18 protein-coding genes, 1 tRNA gene and 1 pseudogene are annotated in these 22,535 nt (G+C 63.3%); 10 read left to right on the top strand and 10 right to left on the bottom strand.

Translation table 11 applies throughout. From position 1 onward, the window contains the following. Nucleotides 1–45 precede the first annotated feature (45 nt). Entirely contained in the window at nucleotides 46–636 is a 591-nt protein-coding gene (locus tag AC1VON_RS15500; protein ID WP_172351343.1) for a biotin transporter BioY, read from the bottom strand. Nucleotides 637–750: 114 nt separating this feature from the next. Here AC1VON_RS15500 and AC1VON_RS15495 point away from each other — a divergent pair, with 114 nt between their 5' ends. Further along, entirely contained in the window at nucleotides 751–1,659 is a 909-nt protein-coding gene (locus AC1VON_RS15495) for an MBL fold metallo-hydrolase (protein ID WP_483124116.1), read from the top strand. Between the two features lie 50 nt (nucleotides 1,660–1,709). On the opposite strand, the gene AC1VON_RS15490 is transcribed toward AC1VON_RS15495, so the two are convergent. Further along, the gene (locus AC1VON_RS15490; RefSeq protein ID WP_172351345.1) at nucleotides 1,710–2,495 is read right to left on the bottom strand and encodes a DUF1499 domain-containing protein; all 786 of its coding nucleotides are present in this window, start codon (nucleotides 2,493–2,495) and stop codon (nucleotides 1,710–1,712) included. A 78-nt stretch (nucleotides 2,496–2,573) separates the two neighbouring features. Beyond that, nucleotides 2,574–4,034: pseudogene (locus AC1VON_RS15485) on the bottom strand (long-chain-fatty-acid--CoA ligase); the annotation flags it as partial. Nucleotides 4,035–4,354: 320 nt separating this feature from the next. On the opposite strand from AC1VON_RS15485, the gene AC1VON_RS15480 reads away from it, so the two are divergent. Further along, complete coding sequence (locus AC1VON_RS15480) at nucleotides 4,355–4,711, top strand: hypothetical protein (protein ID WP_140768824.1); 357 nt, start codon at nucleotides 4,355–4,357, stop codon at nucleotides 4,709–4,711. A gap of 134 nt (nucleotides 4,712–4,845) precedes the next feature. After that, nucleotides 4,846–5,235: a DUF427 domain-containing protein gene (locus AC1VON_RS15475; RefSeq protein ID WP_483124115.1), complete on the top strand. Its 390-nt coding sequence runs from the start codon at nucleotides 4,846–4,848 to the stop codon at nucleotides 5,233–5,235. A gap of 22 nt (nucleotides 5,236–5,257) precedes the next feature. Here the strand turns inward: AC1VON_RS15475 and AC1VON_RS15470 are convergent, their stop codons facing one another. The 3 genes from AC1VON_RS15470 to ppdK all read right to left on the bottom strand — a co-directional run bounded on the left by AC1VON_RS15470 (nucleotide 5,258) and on the right by ppdK (nucleotide 10,106). Beyond that, nucleotides 5,258–5,998, bottom strand: a complete 741-nt coding sequence (locus tag AC1VON_RS15470) for a polysaccharide deacetylase family protein (protein ID WP_172351348.1) — start codon at nucleotides 5,996–5,998, stop codon at nucleotides 5,258–5,260. 206 nt (nucleotides 5,999–6,204) lie between these two features. Further along, nucleotides 6,205–7,308 (bottom strand): glycosyltransferase family 9 protein, encoded by a 1,104-nt coding sequence (locus AC1VON_RS15465; protein WP_483124114.1) that lies wholly within the window; start codon nucleotides 7,306–7,308, stop codon nucleotides 6,205–6,207. A 119-nt stretch (nucleotides 7,309–7,427) separates the two neighbouring features. Continuing rightward, nucleotides 7,428–10,106 (bottom strand): pyruvate, phosphate dikinase, encoded by a 2,679-nt coding sequence (gene ppdK, locus AC1VON_RS15460; RefSeq protein WP_483124113.1) that lies wholly within the window; start codon nucleotides 10,104–10,106, stop codon nucleotides 7,428–7,430. 225 nt (nucleotides 10,107–10,331) lie between these two features. On the opposite strand from ppdK, the gene AC1VON_RS15455 reads away from it, so the two are divergent. The 3 genes from AC1VON_RS15455 to AC1VON_RS15445 all read left to right on the top strand — a co-directional run bounded on the left by AC1VON_RS15455 (nucleotide 10,332) and on the right by AC1VON_RS15445 (nucleotide 12,114). Next, nucleotides 10,332–10,676, top strand: a complete 345-nt coding sequence (locus AC1VON_RS15455) for a VOC family protein (protein WP_483124112.1) — start codon at nucleotides 10,332–10,334, stop codon at nucleotides 10,674–10,676. A gap of 139 nt (nucleotides 10,677–10,815) precedes the next feature. Continuing rightward, a tRNA-Gln gene (locus AC1VON_RS15450) sits at nucleotides 10,816–10,890 on the top strand. 351 nt (nucleotides 10,891–11,241) lie between these two features. Beyond that, complete coding sequence (locus AC1VON_RS15445; RefSeq protein ID WP_483124111.1) at nucleotides 11,242–12,114, top strand: phytanoyl-CoA dioxygenase family protein; 873 nt, start codon at nucleotides 11,242–11,244, stop codon at nucleotides 12,112–12,114. 86 nt (nucleotides 12,115–12,200) lie between these two features. Here the strand turns inward: AC1VON_RS15445 and AC1VON_RS15440 are convergent, their stop codons facing one another. Continuing rightward, on the bottom strand, nucleotides 12,201–13,100 hold the full coding sequence (locus tag AC1VON_RS15440; protein WP_483124110.1) for a LysR family transcriptional regulator: 900 nt from the start codon (nucleotides 13,098–13,100) through the stop codon (nucleotides 12,201–12,203). Nucleotides 13,101–13,228: 128 nt separating this feature from the next. Between AC1VON_RS15440 and AC1VON_RS15435 the strand changes: the two genes are divergently transcribed. Continuing rightward, nucleotides 13,229–14,866 carry an ABC transporter substrate-binding protein gene (locus AC1VON_RS15435; RefSeq protein ID WP_483124109.1) on the top strand — a complete coding sequence of 546 codons (1,638 nt, stop codon included), beginning with the start codon at nucleotides 13,229–13,231 and terminating at the stop codon, nucleotides 14,864–14,866. 507 nt (nucleotides 14,867–15,373) lie between these two features. Continuing rightward, on the top strand, nucleotides 15,374–15,724 hold the full coding sequence (locus tag AC1VON_RS15430; protein ID WP_483124108.1) for a VanZ family protein: 351 nt from the start codon (nucleotides 15,374–15,376) through the stop codon (nucleotides 15,722–15,724). Between the two features lie 50 nt (nucleotides 15,725–15,774). On the opposite strand, the gene smc is transcribed toward AC1VON_RS15430, so the two are convergent. The 3 genes from smc to AC1VON_RS15415 all read right to left on the bottom strand — a co-directional run bounded on the left by smc (nucleotide 15,775) and on the right by AC1VON_RS15415 (nucleotide 20,698). Then, a complete protein-coding gene (smc, locus tag AC1VON_RS15425; protein WP_483124107.1) occupies nucleotides 15,775–19,233 on the bottom strand; it encodes a chromosome segregation protein SMC in 3,459 nt (1,152 codons plus the stop codon). 57 nt (nucleotides 19,234–19,290) lie between these two features. Then, nucleotides 19,291–20,034, bottom strand: coding sequence for a DsbA family protein (locus tag AC1VON_RS15420; RefSeq protein WP_483124106.1), 744 nt, complete (start codon nucleotides 20,032–20,034; stop codon nucleotides 19,291–19,293). A gap of 154 nt (nucleotides 20,035–20,188) precedes the next feature. Continuing rightward, complete coding sequence (locus AC1VON_RS15415; protein ID WP_172351360.1) at nucleotides 20,189–20,698, bottom strand: DUF721 domain-containing protein; 510 nt, start codon at nucleotides 20,696–20,698, stop codon at nucleotides 20,189–20,191. Nucleotides 20,699–20,811: 113 nt separating this feature from the next. Between AC1VON_RS15415 and mutY the strand changes: the two genes are divergently transcribed. Then, entirely contained in the window at nucleotides 20,812–21,906 is a 1,095-nt protein-coding gene (gene mutY, locus AC1VON_RS15410; protein WP_483126335.1) for an A/G-specific adenine glycosylase, read from the top strand. After that, the gene (locus tag AC1VON_RS15405; RefSeq protein ID WP_483124105.1) at nucleotides 21,899–22,510 is read left to right on the top strand and encodes an HAD family hydrolase; all 612 of its coding nucleotides are present in this window, start codon (nucleotides 21,899–21,901) and stop codon (nucleotides 22,508–22,510) included. The genes mutY and AC1VON_RS15405 overlap by 8 nt, the downstream gene beginning before the upstream one ends. Nucleotides 22,511–22,535: the final 25 nt, after the last annotated feature.

The raw sequence follows: 22,535 nt of genomic DNA, 5'->3' as shown, positions 1-22,535 counted from the left end.
GAATGGAGCCCTGACGTCTATGGCACGCCAAGCTTTCGACAGACCTCAGGAGCGCTTGAGCAGCGACCACACGGCCGGCACAAGGCTTGCCGCGAGCGCAACCTTGATCAGGTCGCCGACGATGAACGGCACGACGCCGAACTGCCAGGACTTTTCCGGGCCGATCAGCAGCGCGAGCCAGGCGAAACCCATCGCCATCATCACCACTTCGGCAACCAGCATCGCGTTGAAAAGCTTGATCGGATGGCGATCCCAACCGCGATCCGCGGCCCAGCCGACAATCGCCGCCATGACCACGAAGCCAGCGAGGTAGCCGCCGGTCGAGCCAAGCATGTAGGCGATGCCGATGCCCTTCTCCGGCGTGCCCTGGAAAACCGGGAAGCCCATGGCGCCTTCCGCCATGTAGAGCAGCAGCGTGGCAACGCCGAGGCGCATGCCGAAGGCGGCGGCGATCAGCAAGACGGCGAGCGTCTGCATCGAGATGTCGACGGGGCCGAGCACGACCCTGGTCTTGGCCGACAGGGTCAGCAGCAGCGTTCCGGCGATCGCCAGGAAAAGCTGTGTTGCCAGTCGCGCCGCGCCATCCTGCGGCAAGGCCAGAGAAACAAGCGGGCGCATCGTCGTTGCAGTTGCCATGGTCTTCCCCAATCCGATCTGTCGCGATCCGATAATCGCGGTCTAGCGTTTTCCTATATTGGCTTGCGTGCTATGCGGCAATCGGTTTTGCCGTTCCGGGAACAATGTGCCGATATGGCTCTCAAATTCGATACCAGCTTCGATCCGCATTACGGCCAGGGCGTGAGCGTGGCACCGGACGTGCAGCGCGTCACGGTCCGAAATCCCAGCCCCTTCACTTTTCATGGCACCAACAGCTATGTCGTCGGGCGCGACACGCTGGCGGTGATCGATCCCGGGCCCGATGACGACGCTCATCTTCAGGCCTTGCTCGACGTGATCGCCGGCAGGCCGGTCAGCCATATCTTCGTCAGCCACACGCATCGCGACCATTCCCCGCTGGCGGCCCAGTTGAAACAGCGCACCGGTGCCTTGGTGATGGCGCAGGGGCCTCACCGGCCGGCAAGGCCACTTCATGTTGGCGAGACCAACGCACTCGACGCCAGCGCCGACACCGCTTTCGTTCCCGACACCGCCCTGCCGGACGGCACGTTGGTCGCCGGCGACGGCTGGGCGATCCGCACGGTTCTGACCCCCGGCCACACCGCCAATCACGCGGCATTCGCGCTGGAAGGAACCGGCATCCTGTTTTCGGCCGATCATGTCATGGCGTGGGCGACGTCCATCGTCGCGCCGCCGGACGGAGCGATGGCCGACTACATGGCATCGCTGGACAGACTGATCGAGCGCGACGACCGCATGCTGCTGCCAGGCCATGGCGGGCCGGTAACGGCGCCGCGCGCGTTCATGCGCGGGTTGAAGACGCATCGCAAGATGCGCGAACGGGCCATTCTGGAGCGGGTCAGAGCCGGCGACCGGACGGTTCCCGACATGGTCAAGGCGATCTACCGGGATACAGATCCGCGGCTGCATGGTGCTGCCGGACTGTCGGTGCTTGCCCATCTCGAGGATCTTGTGGCGCGTGGCGTGGTGTCGACGGACGCGGCTCCCGCCATCGACGGCATTTTCACGCCGACCCGATAGGCCTGCCCTGGGCCCTACCCTCCCAGCAGGCATGGGATCGGCGGAAAAGACTACTCGGCCGGAGCCGCCCCGACCTGGCCGGCGACTTCCTGGTCCAATTCCGCCAGGAAATCGGTGACGCGCGCGGCATTGTCGCCAAGGTCGTAGCGACCGTAACGCGAGGCCGACCGCATGTCGACGATCACCGTATCGCCATCGTCCGTCACGCGGATCGCCACATCGGCGGGAAGGCCGAGCACGAAACCCTTGGCGACAGCGGTAATGGTCACATCGCTTTGCCCGGCGAGGTCGGGATAGGGTTCGGAAAGATCCCAGCCGCGCCGGTCGAGCACGGTCTCGACGGCATTGACGATGGTCTCGAATGGCAGGTCGTAGCTGCGCGCGGTGACCAGCGGGTAGCTGTCGGTCTGCAGCCGCTGTTCGCCCGGCGTCGACGGCGAGAGCACGTTCATGTCCTTTGTCCGGTCGCTGACATCGAGCGCGGGCGGATCATCGAAATCGGTCGAGATGTCCCTGAGCGGCGGATAGATCGTCGCCCAGTAGGCGGCAACGCCGTAGGGAACGAGCACCAGCAGGGCCAGCAAGGCGCCGACGGTCAGGTCACGGCCGCCGTGATCACCAAATTTCCATAGTCGCGAAAAGGCAAAGGCGGCGAACAACAGCGCCAGCGCAGCGAGCAGCGCGACGATGCCCAGCACCCATAGGAACACCGGGGTTTCGACGAGATCGAAGCGGTGGCCGACGAAATCGGTCAGCAGAAGCACCGCTGAAAATGCGGCCGTGCGCCGCGACCAGCCGGCAGCCTTCGAGGTTCGCCGTTCGGGAATGCTAACCATTGTTCTCTGCGCTGCCCCAACCCGGACGGAGGTTTAGTGCCTTTTCGCGTCGGCTTGAAGCCGAAACACGCAACATCCCCTCCCCGGCTTGGCGACCACGACCAGCAAGGGCCGCTCGCCCCATTTCGAATGATGGACGCCGATCGCCGCCGCCTCCGCAACGTCCGGATGGCCGACGGCCAGATTCTCGAGATCGATAGTCGAAATCCACTCGCCGCCGGACTTGATGACGTCCTTGGCTCGATCAGTGATCTGCATGTAGCCGCCAGCGTCGATGTGAGCGACGTCTCCGGTGTCGAACCAGCCGTCCTCATCGAACTGCTCGGCACCGGCGCCACCGTAGTAGGCGCGGGCAACGGCCGGTCCACGCACCTTCAGCCGGCCGAAGGTCTTGCCGTCCCAGGGTTGCGCATTGTTCTCGTCATCGGTCACCTTCATTTCGACGCCGAAGGGCGGGTAACCCTGTTTCTGCTTGACGTCGAGCCGGGCCTCCCCCTCCAGGGCTGCATATTCCGGCTTCAAGGTGCACAGCGTGCCGAGCGGCGACATCTCGGTCATGCCCCAGGCATGGATGACCTGGACGTTGTAATTGTCCTGGAACTTCGTCATGATCGCACGCGGGCAGGACGAGCCGCCGATGACGACCTTGTTCAGATAGGGCAGCTTCTTGCCGGTCTCCTCCAGATATTGCAGCAGCATCATCCAGATGGTCGGCACGGCGGCACTGAAGGTCACCTTCTCGGTGTCGAGCAATTCATAGATCGAGGCGCCGTCCATCCTGCAGCCGGGCATGACCAGCTTGGCGCCGATCATCGGTGCGCTCTGGCCAAGGCCCCAGGCGTTGGCGTGGAACATCGGCACCACAGGCAGGATGGTGTCGCGTGAGGACAGGCCCATTGCGTCGGGCATGGCGGCGATCATGGCGTGCAGCACGTTCGAGCGATGGCTGTAGACGACGCCCTTGGGATCGCCTGTCGTGCCCGATGTGTAGCACATACCGGCGGCGGTGCCTTCGTCGAAGGTCCTCCAGGCGAAATCGCCATCGACCTCGTCAAGCCAGTCCTCATAGGCGACGGCATTGGGCAGGGTCGTTTGCGGCATGTGCGCCTTGTCGGTTAGCACAATCACCTTTTTCAGCGATTTGACGGCACCGGCGATCTTCTCAAGCAGCGGTATGAAGGTGAGGTCGACGAAGACGGCCTTGTCCTCGGCATGGTTCATGATCCAGACGATCTGCTCGGGAAACAGGCGCGGGTTGAGCGTATGATAGATCGCGCCGACGCCCATGATGCCATACCAGGCCTCGATATGGCGCGCCGTGTTCCAGGCCAGCGTGGCGATGCGGTCGCCCAACCCATAGCCGTCACGCTCCAGCCTCTGGGCGACCTTGAGGGAACGACGATGGATGTCGGCATAGGTGGTGCGCACGATCGGTCCCTCGACCGAGCGTGACACGATCTCGCGCACTCCATGCTGTCGTTCGGCGTTGTCGATAAGCTTGTGGCACAGCAGCGGCCATTCCTGCATCAGCCCCAGCATTCCGCTCCTCCTCCCTCGCGCATTTTGCGTCGTAGCTTCGAACCATTGTGAAGCGAACCGGCGGATTGTCCAGTCACCCGCTTGCGCGGCGAACGAATTTCCGCGCCCGTGCCGCTACGGCAAGCGGTTGAATCTTGACATGTTTTGGGCTTCCTCCTCCGGGCCAATCGTGCCACCGAGACGGCAGGAGGATCGAAATCACCACGGCGGCGCAGCGCCTTATCCGGCGAAATGACTTGGAAATCCGCCACAATCCGGCCATCGTCGGCGTTAAGTTTCGTTAACGGGCAAGGGGCGATTGGCGACTGAAAGAGGTTCGCATGGACGCGCAGCTCGACGACAAAGCCCTTGAGAGCACAATTGCGGAAAGCCTGGCCGATCTGGTGCCGGACGAAAAGACTGTTTCCGAAGACGAATTTGTTGAAGTTGTCGGCGGCGCGCTCGAAGCGGTCGGCGGCACGCTGCTGTTCAAGATGTGCGTCCAGAACGAAGGCGAAGGCCAGCACGTCGCGGCGGCATCCGTCGGCGATGGCGGCAACCGTCAGTTCCTGCTGCTCACCTTGCCAACCGTTGGTGGCTCTCTGAAAGTCGAAACCGTTTCGAGAAGCAGCAACCCGGTGGCGGGCATCGCGGCCGCCTATGCCGGACTGATGGACGCATTCAAAACCGCTGCCTGAGCCGGGGCGGACGCTCGAAAGCGCGACGCGCCGTGCCACGCCTTGGTGATTGGCGCCTGTATTCTTGATGAAAACGGACCTTGCGCAACGGCTGTGCCCGCCACACCTTAGGGAGCCAGGCAAGGAGAACCAGCATGGACAAGATCGCCAACCCGGCACCCGGCTTCCAGCGCAATCCCGACAAGATCATCACCATCGAGCCCTATGTAGGCACCGTTACGGTACGCGCCGGCGGTACGGTTATCGCGTCGTCCACGAAGGCCAAGGTGCTGACGGAGGCTCCCTACCCCGCCGCCTTCTACATTCCGTTCGCCGACATCGATTTCGGCAAGCTGAGCGCTACCGAACACTCGACCCATTGCCCCTACAAGGGCGATGCCAGCTATTGGAGTGTGCTGCCTGCCGGCGAAACCGGTCAGAATGCAATGTGGGCTTACGAGCGGCCTTTCGACGAAATGACCGAAATCCGCGACCACGGCGCGTTCTACGCCAGCAAGGTCACGGTCGAGGCCACGCCAGCCTGAGCACTTCGACCTGAATGCACCCTCAGTCGGTGGTGCCGTGATTGCCGGTACCGTCGGCATCGTCCAGGCGCACGAAGGTCATGCCCTTGTCCTTGAGTGCCAGCAGGCCCTGCACCACGCCCTCGCCGGCGGCATGGGTCGGCTGGTTGATATGGGCGATGATGACGTCGCCGTCCTTGGCCGCAGCGATGCGCTTGGCGGTTTCCTTGGCGCCCAGCAGCGAGCCGCCATCGCCATTGATCGAGAAGCCGGCGATCTTGAAACCGAGCTTGCGGATCATCGCGATCGCCGAGGGGCTGTATTCGGCGGTTGCGCCGCGGAACCATTTCGGCGCGGGCTCACCAGTCCGTGCAAGCGCCGCGGCCCCCGACTCAACCTCGGTCAACACTGCATCCGGGCTGCCGGCGCTGCGTATGCCATAGATCTTCTGCGGCGTGTCGACCGCCGGAACATGGCGCCCGCCGTGATTTTCCAATTCGAAAAGGTCGCGATGCGCCCGCATGATCTCGACGGCCGCGGCGTTGCGCTTCAGCCAGATGCCGGTGACAAAAATGGTGGCCGGTATCTTGTTTTCCACCAGCGCCGAGAGAATGCGTGTGTCTGTCTGGCCATCGCAGGCATCGAGCGTGAGCGCAACGCGGCCCGCTCCGCTTGCCGCGGGCTTGATGTGCAGCGTGGGCTCGACAAGCGGCGCGGCTTGGGCGCTGGATATCGCCGCCAGCGATATGGCGATCATGCAGAGATGTCTTTGCAGCAGACGCATCAAACCGAATTCCCGACTGAAGCAGTTCACCGTTTCACGGAAACGGCAACCCGCCCTTTGTTTTGGAACATTTCCCATGGGGCGATTTCAAGCCGCCATCCCAAGACCCGCATGAAGGCGGAAATCAGGACGATGGGTAGCAGAAAAATGCCTGGCGCGGCAATTTGACCGCCGGGCTTGCGAACGATCCATCCGACGACAGCCGTTCAGACGGCCCGTTCCCGCTTCATCTCGGTGCGCGCCAGAAGATCGCGCGCCGCCTCGACGACAGGCTTCACCTCCAGGCGCCAGACGCAGCATGCCTTGCGGGGGTCGGTCCGGCGGCACAAGCCCTTGGCCACGCAGTCGCACGGCATCGGCGGCCGAAGCGCGATGCTGGGCACGCCGAGAGGCCCCCAGCGCGACGGGTTCGTCATACCGAACAGGCCGACAACGGGTGTGCCCGCGGCCGCGGCCATATGCATCGGGCCGCTCTCGTTGCCGAGAAACAGTCGCGCCTGCTTCAGGACGGCCAACAAGGTCTCGAGCGACAGCGTCCCGACAAGATCGACGACCGGCGTCGCCGTCCTGGCGATGATCCGCGCGGCGGTCCCCTGCTCCTCCGGCCCTCCGACCAAGACGACGCCCAATCCGGTATCGATTGCAATTTCGTCGATCGCCTCGGCAAAGCGTTCGGGCTGCCATTGCCGGCCCTTGAAACTCGCTCCCGCGTGCACCGCCACGAAGCCGTTTGGGTTGAGACCACGCTTGCCCAGAAGCGCCAAGGCTTTCAGGATCTCGAACGGCAGAGGCTGAATGCTTGGCACCGTCACGCGCAGATCAAGGCCGAGCGCTTCAACGGGCGAAAGATAGCGATAGACAAAATGCTGGCCGCCAAATCCGAACGGCTTGGCAAACACATTGGCGGGTTGCCGCTCCAGCAGCTTCAGAGGCCGTTCGGGAGGATTGTAGCCGACGCGGGTCTTGGCGTTGACGAACCCGCTGATGATGCGCGAGGTCTTTGAATCGGTCAGGTCGATCGTCAGGTCAAAGCGGAAGCCGCGCAGGGCCCGCACCATGGCATAGAGCTCTTTTCCACGCTCCAGCGCGGTGCCGCGCATGCGGGATCGCCTGAACGTGACCACTTCCGAGGCGATACCATGCGTAACCACGAAGCTTTCGAACTGCGCTTCGCAGAGGAACACGATCCTGGCGCCGGGGAATTCGAGTTGCAGGTTCCTGGCGAGCGCCGAGGCGAGGACGATGTCGCCTATGAACTTCGTTTGAATGACCAGGATCGAGCGGAACGGCGCGGGTGATATCTGCAACATATGATTCCCGGGACAATTGGCGGGCCGTCCGCAAATTGGGCAGGAACAATGTCGAGATTACGCAGTGCCTTCAGCACGTTCGCGTGAGTTTTCATACAAAACCGTAAGCTTTGATCTCCCTATCCGCGCCCCGTCTTTGCTACCTGCACCGCTGCCTGCGCGGCCGCCAGCCTGGCGATCGGCACGCGATAGGGCGAGCACGACACATAATCGAGACCGACCTCCTCGCAGAAACGGATCGATGAGGGATCGCCGCCATGTTCGCCGCAGATGCCGAGCTTGATCTCCGGCCGTGTCGCCCTGCCCTTTTGCGCGGCCATGCGCACCAGTTCGCCCACACCGTCGATGTCGAGCGAGACGAACGGATCCTGGTCGATGATGCCCTTCTGGCGATAAGTCTCCAGGAACGAGGCCGCATCGTCGCGTGAGATGCCGAAGGTGGTCTGGGTAAGGTCATTGGTGCCGAAGGAGAAGAACTCGGCCGACTCGGCGATCACATGGGCACGGATCGCCGCGCGCGGCAGTTCGATCATGGTTCCAGTCAGATAGTCGATCTTGACGCCGCTCTCGTCCATGACGCTCTTGGCGACCGCATCGATGCGCGCCTTCACATAGTCGAGTTCCTTCACGAGGCCGACCAGCGGCACCATGATCTCGGGCACCACCAGCGCGCCGGCCTTCTTGCCGGCTTCGATGGCAGCCTCGAAAATGGCGCGTGCCTGCATCTCCGCGATCTCCGGATAGGAGACGGCCAGCCGGCAGCCGCGATGGCCAAGCATCGGGTTGAATTCGTGCAGGGCCTCGGTGCGCTGCCTGAGCTTGTCGGCCGATACATTCATGACGGCGGCGACCTCGGCGATTTCGGCCTCGGTCTTGGGCAGGAATTCATGCAGCGGCGGATCGAGCAGGCGGATCGTCACCGGCAGGCCCGCCATGATCTCGAACAGTTCCAGGAAATCCGAACGCTGCATGGGCAGAAGCTTGGCCAGGGCGGCGCGCCGGTCGCTCTCGGTGTCGGCGAGGATCATCTCGCGCATGGCGACGATGCGGTCGCCGTCGAAGAACATGTGCTCGGTACGGCAAAGCCCGATGCCTTCCGCGCCGAAAGAGCGTGCCATGCGGGCATCGAGCGGCGTTTCGGCGTTGGTGCGCACCTTCATGCGGCGCACGGCATCCGCCCATTCCATGATGGCGGCGAAATCGCCCGAAAGTTCCGGCTGCAGCATGGCAACCGCGCCCTTCAGCACCTGGCCATTGCCGCCATCGATGGTGATGATGTCGCCCTTGCGGAAGGTCTGCCCCATCGAGATCAGCGTGCCCGCCTTATAGTCGACGCGCAGCGTTCCGGCGCCCGACACGCAAGGTTTGCCCATGCCGCGCGCGACAACGGCGGCATGGCTGGTCATGCCGCCGCGCGTGGTCAGGATGCCTTCCGCCGCATGCATGCCGTGGATGTCCTCGGGGCTGGTCTCGATGCGCACCAGGATCGCCTTGCGGCCTTGGGTCTTCAGATCCTCGGCATCGCCGGAGGAAAAGACGATCTCGCCGGTGGCGGCGCCCGGCGAGGCCGGCAGACCGACGCCGATGACGTCACGCGCGGCTTTCGGATCGATGGTCGGATGCAGCAACTGGTCGAGCGAGCCCGGATCGATGCGGGCGACAGCCTCTTCCTTCGAGATCAGGCCGTCCCTGGCCATCTCGACCGCAATCTTCAGCGCCGCCTTTGCGGTGCGCTTGCCGGAGCGGGTCTGCAGCATCCACAATTTGCCGCGCTCGATGGTGAATTCGAGGTCCTGCATGTCGCGGTAGTGCTTTTCCAGGCTGTCGGAGATGGTGACGAAGGACTGGAAGGCGTCGGGCATCAGCTTTTGCAGCGACGGCTTGTCGGAGCCGGCGGCGATGCGGGCCGCCTCGGTGATGTTCTGCGGCGTGCGGATACCGGCAACGACATCCTCGCCCTGCGCGTTCACCAGGAACTCGCCATAGAGCTGCTTTTCGCCGGTCGATGGGTTGCGGGTGAAGGCGACGCCGGTGGCCGAGGTCTCGCCCATATTGCCGAACACCATGGCTTGCACGTTGACCGCCGTACCCCAGCTTTCGGGGATGTCATGCAGACGCCGGTAGGTGATGGCGCGGTTGTTCATCCAGCTCGAGAACACGGCGCCGATGGCGCCCCAGAGCTGTTCTTGCGGATCCTGCGGGAACGGCCTGCCGAGCTCTTCCTCGACCTTGGCCTTGTAGAGCGCGATCACGCCTTGCCATTCGATGGCCGTCAGTTCGGTGTCGAGTTCATGGCCGAGGCTGGCCTTCTGGTCTTCCAGGATCTCCTCGAACACCTCGTGATCGAGCCCCATGACGACATCGGAATACATCTGGATGAAGCGGCGATAGCTGTCATAGGCAAAGCGCGCATCGCCGGAATCGGTGGCCAACGCCTCGACGGTTTCGTCGTTGAGGCCGAGATTGAGCACGGTGTCCATCATGCCCGGCATGGAGGCGCGAGCCCCGGAGCGTACCGACACGAGCAGCAGCTTCGACGGATCGCCGAACTGGCGGCCGGTCAGCCGGCCAATGTGATCGAGCGCGATCGCGACATCGGCTTCCAAACCCGCCGGATAGGCGCGGCCATTGGCGTAATAGGCATTGCAGACCTCGGTGGTGATGGTGAAGCCTGGCGGCACCGGCAGGCCCAGGCTGCACATCTCGGCAAGGTTGGCACCCTTGCCGCCCAGCAGATTCTTGTCGCCGGCACGGCCTTCCGCCGCACCATCGCCAAAGGTGAAAACCCATTTGGTCATGCTTTGCTCTCCGGTTGCAGGAGATTGGAAAGATTGGCGAAACGGAAAGTTCCGCCCTGGTCCGACTTTGGAGCGATATGATGCTGCAGTGCGAAAGGCAAGCGCCGGAAAAGCCGTTCCGCCGCTACAATCGATTAAGAAAAAGCCCGGCCCGGACATACGGCAAAAAGACTTGCCACCTCACGGTTCGACGTCTAGAACATAAAGGGAACAAATAGGTGCCCCATGAAACTGACTGGAAAATTCGACTATCTGGAAATGCCGGCGACGGGCGGCACGCTGGATCGGCTGAAGGCTTTCTACAGTTCCGCCTTTGCCTGGTCGTTCACCGACTATGGACCCACCTATTCGGCCTTTGCAGAGGGCCTGGATGGCGGTTTCCAGGCCGATGCCGCGGAAGCACCGGCCAAGCCGCTGCCCGTGCTCTACAGCGACGACCTCGAGGAAACGCTTGGCGCCGTCGAAAGCGCCGGCGGCACGATCGTCAAGCCGATCTTCGCATTTCCCGGCGGCCGGCGCTTCCACTTCGTCGATCCGGCCGGCAATGAGCTCGCAGTGTGGTCCCAATAGCCTGTTCATTGACCATCTGGCGGCAACGCGCCGCAGGCCAGCCGAGTGTTCTCGCGTCACTCATGAGCATTGTGCTTTGGCATTGTGCTTTTCGGCTGCTCTGCTAATAACGCGCCGCACAAGCGACTCTGACGGCTATTGGGGCGTCGCCAAGTGGTAAGGCATCGGTTTTTGGTACCGACATTCCCAGGTTCGAATCCTGGCGCCCCAGCCACCCCTACAGGTGCGTCCGGTTGTCATCGGGGCCGGTCTCACGGCTCGTTGGGATGACAAAAAGGAATGGCAGGGTCAGGCGAGCGATGAATGCCTGATACGGCATGACATTCGCCGAAGCAGGCTGTCATCATCGATCAAAGCGATTTTCCATATGGCGCGCTGGATGCGCTGCGTCTGGGCCAGACGCCGCGATCTTTGCGAGCGGACACCCGGGTTCGGGATTCACGCCCGCCTTCGCCAGCGGCATTTTTCCGATATTCGGGAAAGTCGCTGCCAGAATCCACGACTTATCGCCCGCAATGCCTTTGTTACGATCGCCACGGATCACTAGACAGGGGTTGTCAAAGACATGTTGACGGACAAGCAGGCACGCGAGGCGGTGGAGCAGTACCGCGAGGAAGGATATGCGATCGTTCGACAGTTCGTCGACGGCGACGAGATGGTCCGGCTGAAGAAGGAAACGGATGATGTTTACGCCGAAGGGCTCAAGCATCACGCCACCTACAGGCATGGCAATCTCAGCTTTCAGATTCTGCCCGAGTCGGATTTCGGCCAGCGTTACGTGCTGCAGGCGTACTGGTTTTCCTGGGTCAATTCCTATTTCGAGCAATTCCGGCGCAGCCCGGACTATCTGAAACTGCTTGAAGGCCTGATTGGCCGCGACATCAGGCAAATCGCCCAGCAACTGCACTGGAAGCCGCCAGGCGCCAATGTCACGGGTTACCGCTTCCACCAGGATCTGCGCTTCCGCAACCAGGCCGCCTTCGACAATGTCGCCGACGCGACCGTGACCACCGGCCTCGCCGTCGACCGCGCGACGCTCGATAATGGCTGCCTCCAGGTCGTGCCCGGCAGCCACAAGCTCGGCTATCTCGGCCTCTCGGACGAGGGAACCGGCGAGCTGATGAAAGGCCTTACCGCCGAAGAGGAGTTGCGCAGGGTCGGCATCGATCCGGCGACCATCGTTCCGCTGGTGCTGGAGCCGGGCGACCTTGCCATGTGGGGGCTGCTTACGGTGCACGGCTCCTCACCGAACAAGTCGCAGCACGATCGCGCCTTCGCCCTGTCGAGCTATGTGCGGGCGGACTCGACGCAGCGCGGCGAATGGGCGTTCCGGGATGGCGTCTCCATGCCGCTCGGCAAGACGCCGACGCTGTGCAAATACGAAAAGCTCTTCGAGGAGCCGGGACCGATGTACGACACCACCGCCTGGTGGAAATGACATTGCCGCGTCGGGCGACGGGGGCAAAAGGGGCCTGGCGTTCGCGCCAGGCCCCTGACTGCGTTCGCCAGCGGCCTCGCAAAGTCTCAGGCGGTGAAATCCGCCGACAGTTCGCGCATCAGGAAGTCGACGAAGGCGCGCACCTTGGCGGCGATATAGGTGCGGTGCGGATAGAGCGCATAGATCGGGCTGGAGCCCGGGCGAAACTCGTCAAGCTGCACCTCCAGACGGCCGTCCCGGATCGCGGCATCAACCAGAAGGCTCGGCAGGTTGCCGATGCCGAAGCCGGCGATGGTCATCTGATAGGCGGCCTCCACGCTGTTGGTCGAGATGCGTCCGCCAATTGCAGCGTCGAACGGCCCGTCGGGTCCGATAAACGGCCATGTGCCCAGCCGCTTGGCGAAGTTGCTCAACACGCAGGAATGGCTTGCCAGCTGGTTCGGATGGGTCGGCCGGCCATTTCTGTTCCAGTAGTCCGGCGTGGCGCAGACATAGTTGCGAACCTCGCCAAGGCGCCTCGCGATCAAGGCGGAATCGGCCTGTCCGCCGAAACGGATGGCGACATCGTAGCCCTCCTCGACAATGCCAACGACGTAGCGCGCGGTCAGGTCGAACTCGATGCTGGTGAGCGGGTTCTCCTCCAGAAATTTCGGCACCAGCTTGGTAATGCGTGTGTGGCCAAGGACATTGGAACAGGAAACCCGGATCAGCCCGCGCGTTTCCTTGTGCAGGCCGCGCGTCGAATCCTGCAGTTCCGAGATGTCGTCCAGCAGGCTGCGGGCCCGCGGAGCATAGTCACGTCCCGCCTCGGTGAGACTGAGGCGCCTTGTGGTGCGGTTGATGAGACGCACGCCAAGATCCTCTTCCAGATCCTTGATCATGCGGCTGACCGCCGTGGTCGACATGTTGAGATCGCGCGCCGCCGCCGAGAGGCTGCCCAGCAGGCAGACCCGGTCGAACACGCGCATGGCCGTCAGAAGATTCATCCTGGCTTCCCCTCGCCGCCGCGTCTGCTCCACCCTTCGCGGCGTCCGACAGAAGACAGCGCCCGGCGATCGTGCGGCAAGGGCATTCCACCGAATTTGGACGTAAAATCAACAATGGGAGAAACGATATGACATCCAAGCCTCTTCATCCCGCGATCGACGCCTTTGCGCGGGGTACAAAAAATGGCGCGCTCGGCCGCCGCGAATTCCTGGCGCTGGCCAGCGCCTTTGGCGCCAGCACGGCGGTCGCCTACGGCCTCATCGGGCAGCCGGTTCCGGCTCTGGCTGAAGAAGCGGCCCAACCCAGGAAGGGCGGTGTCGTACGCGTCGCCATGCAGGTGATGGAACTGGAGGATCCGCGCAGTTTCAAGGTTTCGCAGATGGGCAACATCGCCATGCAATTTCTCGAACCGCTGGTGCGCTGGAAGCCGGATTTCACCTTCGAGCCGGTCCTGCTGCAGAGCTGGGAAATCAACACGGACGCCACGGAGTACGTGCTCAAGGTCCGCCCAGGCGTGAAATGGTCGAACGGCGACGATTTCACCGCCACTGACGTTGCCTTCAATATCACGCGCTGGTGCGAAAAGGGTGCCGCCGGCAACTCCATGGCCGGACGCATGAGTTCGCTGATCGATCCCGACACCAAGGTGGCGCGGGCCGGCGCGATCACGATCCGCGACGACCACACCGTGGCGCTGAAACTGTCGCAACCCGACATCACCATCATCCCGGCAATGACGGATTACCCAGCATTGATCGTGCATCGCAGCTTCAATCCGAAAGAGGCGGCCCTGTCGGCAAATCCCGTTTCCACGGGTCCGTTCGAACTCAAGAAGCTCGATGTCGGGGTCGCCGCCTCGGTGCGCAAGCGGCCGGAAGGCTCGTGGTGGGGCGGCGAGGTGTTCCTGGATGGCATCGATTGGATCGACTACGGCACCGACTCGGCCGCCACCGTCTCCGCTTTCGAATCGGGGGAGATCGATTTGAACGGCCAGACGCAGTCCTATGACGTCGCCATGCTCGACGGACTGGGCTTGAAGAAGAGCGAGATCGTCACCGCCGCCACCATCGTCTCGCGCTGCAACATCAACGCCAAGCCCTACGACGACAAGCGTGTGCGCAATGCCATTCAGCTTGCGGTCGACAATGAGGCGGTGCTGCAGCTCGGCGCCAACGGCATGGGCATGGTGGCGCAGAACGATCACGTCGGGCCGATGCACCCCGAGCACGCCGACCTGCCGCCAATCAAGCGCGACGCGGTCCGGGCCAAGGCGCTGCTGGAGGAAGCCGGCCAGCTCGATTTCGAGTTCGATCTGATCTCGGTCGAAGCCGACTACCGCAAGGAAAGCTCCGACGTCGTTGCCCAGCAGATGCGTGACGCCGGCTTCAAGGTGAAGCGCACAGTCATCCCGGAATCGGCATTCTGGAACGATTGGACCAAGTACCCCTTCGCGACGACCAACTGGAATGCCCGCCCGCTCGGCATCCAGACCTATGCACTTGCCTATCAGAGCGGCTCGGCATGGAACGAGACAGGGTTTGCCGATCCGGCGTTCGATGCCAAGGTTCACAAGGCCAATGCCATCGCCGATCCGGATCAGCGTCGCGCGGTTATGAAGGAATTGCAGCTGATGCTGCAGGAATCCGGCATCATCGTTCAGCCTTACTGGCGAAAGCTGTTCTGCCATATGAAACCTGCCTTGATGGGCTATCAGATGCATCAGGCCTATGAGCAGGATTTCACCAGGGCCTGGCTCGCCGCCTGATTACCAGGACAACAGGGCGGCGCTTTCCGCAGCGCCGCCCCCGCCATTTCTTTTCACCTCAACGAGCATTTCGCCCCACGGCGACACTATCGAGGACCGATGAGGAGCAGTTCAGGTTTCGCGTCGGACACGTCGCGCAGACGCGTCCGCACGTATCTTGCCTCGACAGATCCGCGAGAATCCCCGGCCGTGTCGCCGGGTTCGCCAGACCATCTTCCGTGCGAGAAATCCCGGTTTCCGCGTTTGTCATCGTCAAGAAGCTCCAGTTCACGAGGAGAGCTTATCTTTGCCGAAATGAAACGGAACCCGCTTTGATGGCCACTGACCTTCCCAAAAAACGGGAAAATTCACCCTTCCATGCCGGCGAAACTTCGTTGCTTTTCCAACAATCCGATGCAATCGTGACGCTCTGCGCTTCTCCTGCGTAGTGCATCGGGTTCAGTCGGCAGGCTTCGACCTCAAAGCGGTCGAAATCGCTGTTGGGGCACAATGACATCCTGCTCAGTCGTGTTACGGACCGCATTTGTCGTTACGTTCGTCGCGGTTCTTATCCTCGCGCTGCTGCCGGAGCCCTGGCTTCAGGAATTCGGAATCGATATCGGTTTCAGCGATGACAAGCTCAACCACGCCAGCGCATTCGCCGTCCTAGCCGCCCTTGGCAGCCTGGGATGGCCCAAGCATAAGCTCTGGCTGGTGATTTTCCTGGCCGCGGTCGGAGCTGCTATCGAAGTCCTTCAGGGGACGTCGGAGATAGACCGCGATTTCGATGTGTTCGACTGGGTTGCCGATTGCATCGGCATCGCGTGCGGGCTGGTGGTGGCGGGTTGTGCAACCTGGCTCATGCGCCGTCGAGGCTGAGCGCCAATCGCACATTGTCCCGACGGCGGAGCGCGATCAGCACGGACACCTCAGCTCGCCTCGCGCATCGCTTCGGCTGCCTGCAGGTCGACCGAAACCAGCTGGCTGACGCCCTGCTCGGCCATGGTCACGCCGAACAGCCGGTCCATGCGGGCCATCGTGATCGGATTGTGCGTGATGATGACGAAGCGCGTCTCGGTGGTCTTGGCCATCTCGTCCATGAGATTGCAGAAGCGTTCGACATTGTGATCGTCGAGCGGCGCATCGACTTCGTCGAGGACGCAGATCGGCGCCGGATTGGTCAGGAAGACGGCGAAGATCAGCGACATCGCCGTCAGCGCCTGCTCGCCGCCCGACAGCAGCGTCATGGTCTGCGGTTTCTTGCCCGGTGGGCGGGCAAGGATTTCGAGACCTGCCTCGAGCGGATCCTCGGATTCGATCAGCTGCAATTCCGCCGTGCCGCCACCGAACAGGTGCGAGAACAGCCGCTGGAAATGGCTGTTGACCACGTCGAAGGCGGCGAGAAGCCGCTCGCGGCCTTCGCGATTGAGGCTCTGGATCGCTTGCCTGAGCTTGCGGATCGCTTCGATGATGTCCTCGCGCTCGGAAACGATCGCCTCCAGCCGGTCGGAGAGCTCCTTCTGCTCTTCCTCGGCGCGCAGATTGACGGCGCCGAGCCGTTCGCGCTCGATCTTCAAGCGGTCGAGCTGGCGTTCGATCTCGGCCATCTCGGGCATCGGAGCGTCGACTTCCAGGCCGGTATGGCGAATGACCAGATGCGGTGGCGTGTTCAGCGTTTCCTGGATGCGCGCCTCGACCTCAAGCCGGCGCTCGTCGGCCGCCGTCAGCCTTTCCTCGGTACGGGCACGGGTCTCGCGCGCCTCGGCCAGCGACTGGATGGCTGAGGTAGCCAGCTTGTCCAGTTCGGCCTGCCTGTTCTCCGCCTCCTGCAAACGATCGGCGGCCGCCTTGCGCAAGGTCTCGGCCTCGGTAAGCTGCGACAGCAGCGCGCGCCGCTTGGCGTCGATCTCGTCGGGAGCATCAGCCAAGCGTTCGCGCTCGGCCTCGGCCTCGGCCTTGCGGTCGCCGAGCGAGGCAATCTGCGTCGAGGCGTTTTCGGCACGCACCAGCCAGTTGCTGCGTTCGGCGCCGATGGCATCGAGCCGGCGTGCGCGCGCCTCGGCTTCACGCCGCAATCCCTCATGGACGGCGCGGGCATCGGCAAGCGTGGCGCGGTCGCGGGAGACATTGGCCGAGGACTGTTCGAGCTGCAATTGCAGGTCGCCGAGATCGGGCGCGTCCTGCAGCAGCATTTCGGCCTCGACGAAAGCCGCCGAGGTTTCCTCATGGCTGTCGACGATGCGCGCGCGGGCCTCGTCGAGGGCCGCGCGCCGGCTCGACAGCTCGCCGCCCGCCTTTTCGGCGTCGGCCAGCGCATTGCGGGCAGCGTCCAGGCGGTGCTGGGCGTCGCGTCCGGCCTGGCGCGTATTGCGTTCGGCCTCGCTTGCCTGGCGAAGCGCCTGTTCGGCCTGTGCCAGCGCCTCCTCGGCCTGACGCAGGACAAGCGTCGCCTGCACCGCTTCGGCATCGAGTTCGGCAAGCCGGTTCTTCTGCGCCAGCCGTTGTGCAGCGGCCGTCGGCGCATCGGCGCTGGCCGTGAGACCGTCCCAGCGCCAAAGCGCGCCTTCGCGGCTGACCAGCCTCTGGCCCGGCGCAAGCAGCGCCTGCAGCCGGCGGCCGTCAGCCGCCTCGACGATACCGATCTGCGCCAGTCGGCGCGCCAATTGCGCGGGGGCACGAACCACGCTGGCCAGGCTCTTGATACCGTCCGGCAGGGCCGCGTCACCTGCATGGATCTGGCTTTCGCCCCAATGCACCGGCGCGCTGCGGTCGAGCGGCACGTCGAGGTCTTCGCCGAGGGCCGCACCCAGCGCCGTCTCAAAGCCGCGCTCGACGCTGATCTGCTCCAGCACCGAAGGGAAGAGATCGCCGCTGGCGGCATTGAGTATCTTGGCCAGGGTGCGCGCTTCGGTCTCGATGCCCGCCAGCTCGGCCCTGGCGTCCTGCAGCGGCGGCCGGGCAGCGCTTTCGGCGGCCCGGGCATCGATGACCGACTGCTCGGCCTGCGCCACCGCTGCCTCGGATTCTTCGAGCAGCGCCACGGCCTGTTCGACCAGCAGCCGCTTCTCGGCCGGATCCGGCAGGCCAGCCACCTTGGAGAGGATGTCCGACAATTCGCGGTCGACCTCGGCGAGTTGCCGGGCGAAACGGTCGCGGCGCTCAGCGGTTTCGCGCAGCGTCCGTTCGATCTGATGGCGCGAGGCGGCGGCCTCGGCCCGTTCGGCTGTCAGAGCTGCGAGCTTGGCTTCGCTCTGCGCAAGCGTCGACGCCGCCTGTTCGAATGCCGCGCGAGTGGCGGCCTCGCGTTCGGCGGCGCCGGCGTTCTCGGAATTCAGTGCAGCCTCTTCGGTGCGCAGGCGTTCGAGAACATCGGCATTGTCACGCACCATCCGCTCCTCGCGGGCGATGTCGCCGTCAAGTTGCTGCAACCGACGTTCGATTTCGGCCTGGCGGTTGCGGATGCGGCCGGCCTCCTCCTCGATCTGCGACTTGGCGATCGACAGGCGCTGGAAGGCGGCGGCGGCCGCGGCTTCCGCGTCGCGCAGGTCGGGCAAGCGGTGAGCGCCGATGCCTTGTTCCCTGGCGGCGGCCATCTGCGCGGCGGCGCGGTCGCCAACCAGGGCGGTGGCGGCAGCCAGCGCCGAACGCGCTTCGCCTTCCTGCGTCTTGGCCAGCGTCCAGCGCAGATGCAGCAATGTCGCTTCGGCCTTGCGGATATCGGCCGACAGGTTCTTGAAGCGTGACGCCTGGCGCGCCTGGCGCTTGAGGCTCTCGATCTGGCTTTCCAGTTCGCCAACGACATCGTCCAGGCGTTCGAGGTTCTGTTCGGCCGCCTTCAGCCGCAGTTCCGCCTCGTGGCGACGGGTGTGCAGGCCGGAAATGCCGGCCGCCTCTTCCAGCAGCGCACGTCGCGCCTGCGGCTTGGCCTGGATCAACTCCCCGATACGGCCCTGCCCGACCATCGATGGCGAGCGCGCGCCGGTCGACTGGTCGGCAAACAGAAGCTGCACGTCCTTGGCGCGCGCTTCCTTGCCATTGATGCGATAAAGCGAGCCTGCCTCGCGCTCGATGCGGCGCGACACCTGCAATTCGTCGGCATCGTTGAACGCGGCAGGCGCCGAGCGGTCGGTATTGTCGAGGAAAAGCGTGACTTCGGCGGTATTGCGCGCGGGCCGCGTACCCGAGCCGGAAAAGATCACGTCGTCCATGCCGGACGCGCGCATGTTCTTGTAGGAGCTTTCGCCCATCACCCAGCGCAGCGCCTCGACAAGGTTCGACTTGCCGCAGCCGTTCGGCCCGACAATGCCCGTCAGGCCGCGTTCAATGACGAACTCGCCGGGCTCGACGAAGGACTTGAAACCAAGGAGGCGGAGGCGCGAGAACTTCATTCACGCGCCCCATAAAGGCGAGCGCCGAAACGCTGCCGCTTCAGCGCTGACCTGATGTCAGAGCAGAGGGTCGATGATGGCCGACATTTCCTCAATCGACATCGCCCCTTTGTAGGTCTTACCGTTGATGAAGAAGGTCGGTGTCGAGTTGACCTTGAATTCACTGGCGCCGCGCTTCTGGACAGATCTCACATCGTCCAGAAGTTTCTGGTCCGTCAAGCAGGCCTCGAAGGACTCCTGTGTAAAACCGGCGAGCTTCGAGATTTGCAGCAGCGCATCCTTGGTGTTGGACACGCCAACCCAGTTCGCCTGCTGCCGGAACAGCACGTCCACCATCGGGAAATAGTTATCCTTGGCGCAGCGCGCCAGCATGAAACCGGCTTCCGCGCTCGGATCGAACGGAAATTCGCGCAGGATATAGCGCGCCTTGCCGGTGTCGATGTACTTGGTCTTCAGATCCGGGAAGGTGGTCTCAGCGAAATGCGCGCAGTGCGGGCAGGTCATGGAGGCGTATTCGACGATGGTGACCTTGGCGTCATCCTTGCCGAGCTGCTTGTCGGGCAGCGCGCCCGGCTTCAGCAATTCGGCCATGTCGACGGTGCCCTGCGCTTCCGGCACCTGGACAGCCGCCGGTGTTGCCGGCTTTGCGGGTGCGGCCGGATCAGCAGGCTTCACATCCGCCGCCTTGGCCTCTTCGCCGGAGTCGCTGCAGGCGGCAAGCAGGGCAACCGCCGGGATCGCGGCCAGCGAAGACAGGACGTTTCTGCGAGACAGACTTTTGCCGAACGAAGGACGGTTCATACGAATCACCTGACAAGGGTTGGATTTTGCAATGCAAAGGCACGAAAAGGCGAGAGTTGGCGCGAATTAAGGCATCTCCATCCCCAATCCAATCGCGGCACCCGACAAAGGCGATCACGAATGCGAGATGCTGACGACAAATCCATGACTGTCTTCAGGGGGTTTTTGACTTCCTTTCACCCAGGATGGTTGCGCCAAGCCTTTCCAGCGAGGCACGCAACCCTTCATCCTCGATCAGTTCGACCGTGCTGGACAATTTCGTCTTCTCCGCCGCCGTCAAGGGCCTGAAGCTGGGTTTAGGCCGTCCTTTGTCCGACGTCACCGGTTTTTGCACGATCCTGATGCGGCCTATTGCCGTAAAGCCGAGGAAGGCGTTGACCCGGTTGATGATCTCGCCGGTCTCATGCTGCAGATGAAGCGCCGCCATGCCCTCGCAGGCGATAACCAGCACCGCCGGCTCGAACGGATCGTCCTCGTGCAGGCGACGCGGCCACTGGATTTTCTCGGGCCGCGAGCGGCTGGCGAGGCGCGGTCCGGCGATCTCTTCCCAGGACTGGACGAGACCGATCGAGATGCCTGCCCTTTTGCGCAGCACCGGATCGAGGATTTTGGTCGCAAGATCGCTCACCGGGACGGGATTGCCGTAGGGCGTTCTCCCTGCCATGTACGTTCTCCAGCCACGACCCCAGCAATACCGGCCAGGCCAATACACGATCAATGGCACCAGCAGACCAGACCCGCAAGGCCCAGCCCCCCGAAGCCCAGACCGGCAAGGCAATGTCGGGCGATATCGCGTCGCGCCTTCTGGCCTGGTACGACGTGCATCATCGCGACCTGCCGTGGCGCGTGAGCCCGCGCGACCATGCACGCGGCGTGAGGCCCGACCCCTACCGTATCTGGTTGTCCGAAGTGATGCTGCAGCAGACGACCGTCGAGGCGGTGAAATCCTATTTCCGCGTCTTTGTCGAGAAATGGCCTGATGTCGAGGCGCTGGCCGCGGCGCCGACCGAGGACGTGATGAAGGCCTGGGCGGGGCTTGGCTACTATTCCCGCGCACGCAACCTCAAGGCCTGCGCCGATCTGGTGGCTGCGCGTGGCGGGCGGTTTCCCGATACCGAGGCTACCCTGCGAGACCTGCCCGGCATCGGCGCCTACACCTCGGCGGCCATCACCGCGATCGCCTTCGACCGCCCCGCCGCCGTTGTCGACGGCAATGTCGAACGCGTCATATCGAGGCTGTTTTCGATCACGACGCCGCTCAGCGACGCCAAGCCTGAGATACGCGCCCATGTCGAGGCCATGGTGCCGGCGGCAAGGCCGGGCGACTTCGCCCAGGCGATGATGGATCTCGGCGCCACGATCTGCAGCCCGCGCCTGCCACGCTGCATGCTGTGCCCGCTGCGCGAGGACTGCAGCGCCGTCGTCTCAGGCGACCCCGAAAATTTCCCGGTGCGGCTGCCAAAAGCCGACAAGCCGCAGCGACGCGGTGCTGCTTTCGTCGCGGTGCGCGAGGACGGTGCCATTCTTCTGCGCAAACGGCCCGAGAAAGGTTTGCTTGGCGGCATGACCGAGGTGCCGACCACGGACTGGACGGCGCGGATGGATGGGGCCACCACACCGGCGGCGGCGCCCTTTTCCGGCGACTGGCGGCGTGCCGGGACAATCACGCATGTCTTCACCCATTTCGCGCTCGAGCTCGACGTCTTTAGCGCCAATATAGAAGGTGAAGCGCCGGCAGGGTGTTTCTGGTCACCAGCCCATGAGATTGCCGGAGAGGCGCTGCCCACTGTCATGAAAAAGGCAATCGAGGCTGCGATACCCGGCGCGACGAGAAAGCAATCAACGCTCAGTGCAAAGAGGCCCCATGACTGAAATCCGCCACATCGTTTTCGACATCGGCCGTGTGCTGATCCACTACGATCCAAACATCCCGTTCAGTCGCCTCATTCCCGATGCCGAAGAGAGACAGTGGTTTTTCGACAATGTCTGCACACATGACTGGAACATCGAGCAGGATCGCGGACGAAGCTGGGAAGAGGCCGAGGCGCTGCTGATCGCGGAGTATCCAGATCATTCGGAAAACATCCGCAATTTTCGTCGCCATTGGCACGAAATGGTGCCGCATGCCTATGACGACAGCGTCGCCATCATGCTCGGCCTGATCGAGCGCGGCCATGACGTGACCATGCTGACCAACTTCGCCTCCGACACTTTGGCCGAAGCCCGCAAACGCTTCGATTTCCTGGATCGTCCACGTGGCGTGACCATCTCCGGCGAGATCGGCAAGATCAAACCGGATCGCGACATTTACGACCATCACGTGGCTGCGTTCGGGCTCGAACCATCGGCGACGCTCTTCATCGACGATAGCCAGAAGAATGTCGACGGCGCCCGGGTGGCGGGCTGGCAATCGGTGCTGTTCACCGATGCCAGGACGCTTAAAGCGGATCTTGAACGCTTCGGAATCAAGGCGTGATCTGAATCGCTTGCGGCGATCCGCT

The sequence above is a fragment of the Mesorhizobium sp. HAY1-8B genome, from assembly GCF_056868045.1.
This window is presented reverse-complemented; position numbering and strand designations above follow the sequence as displayed.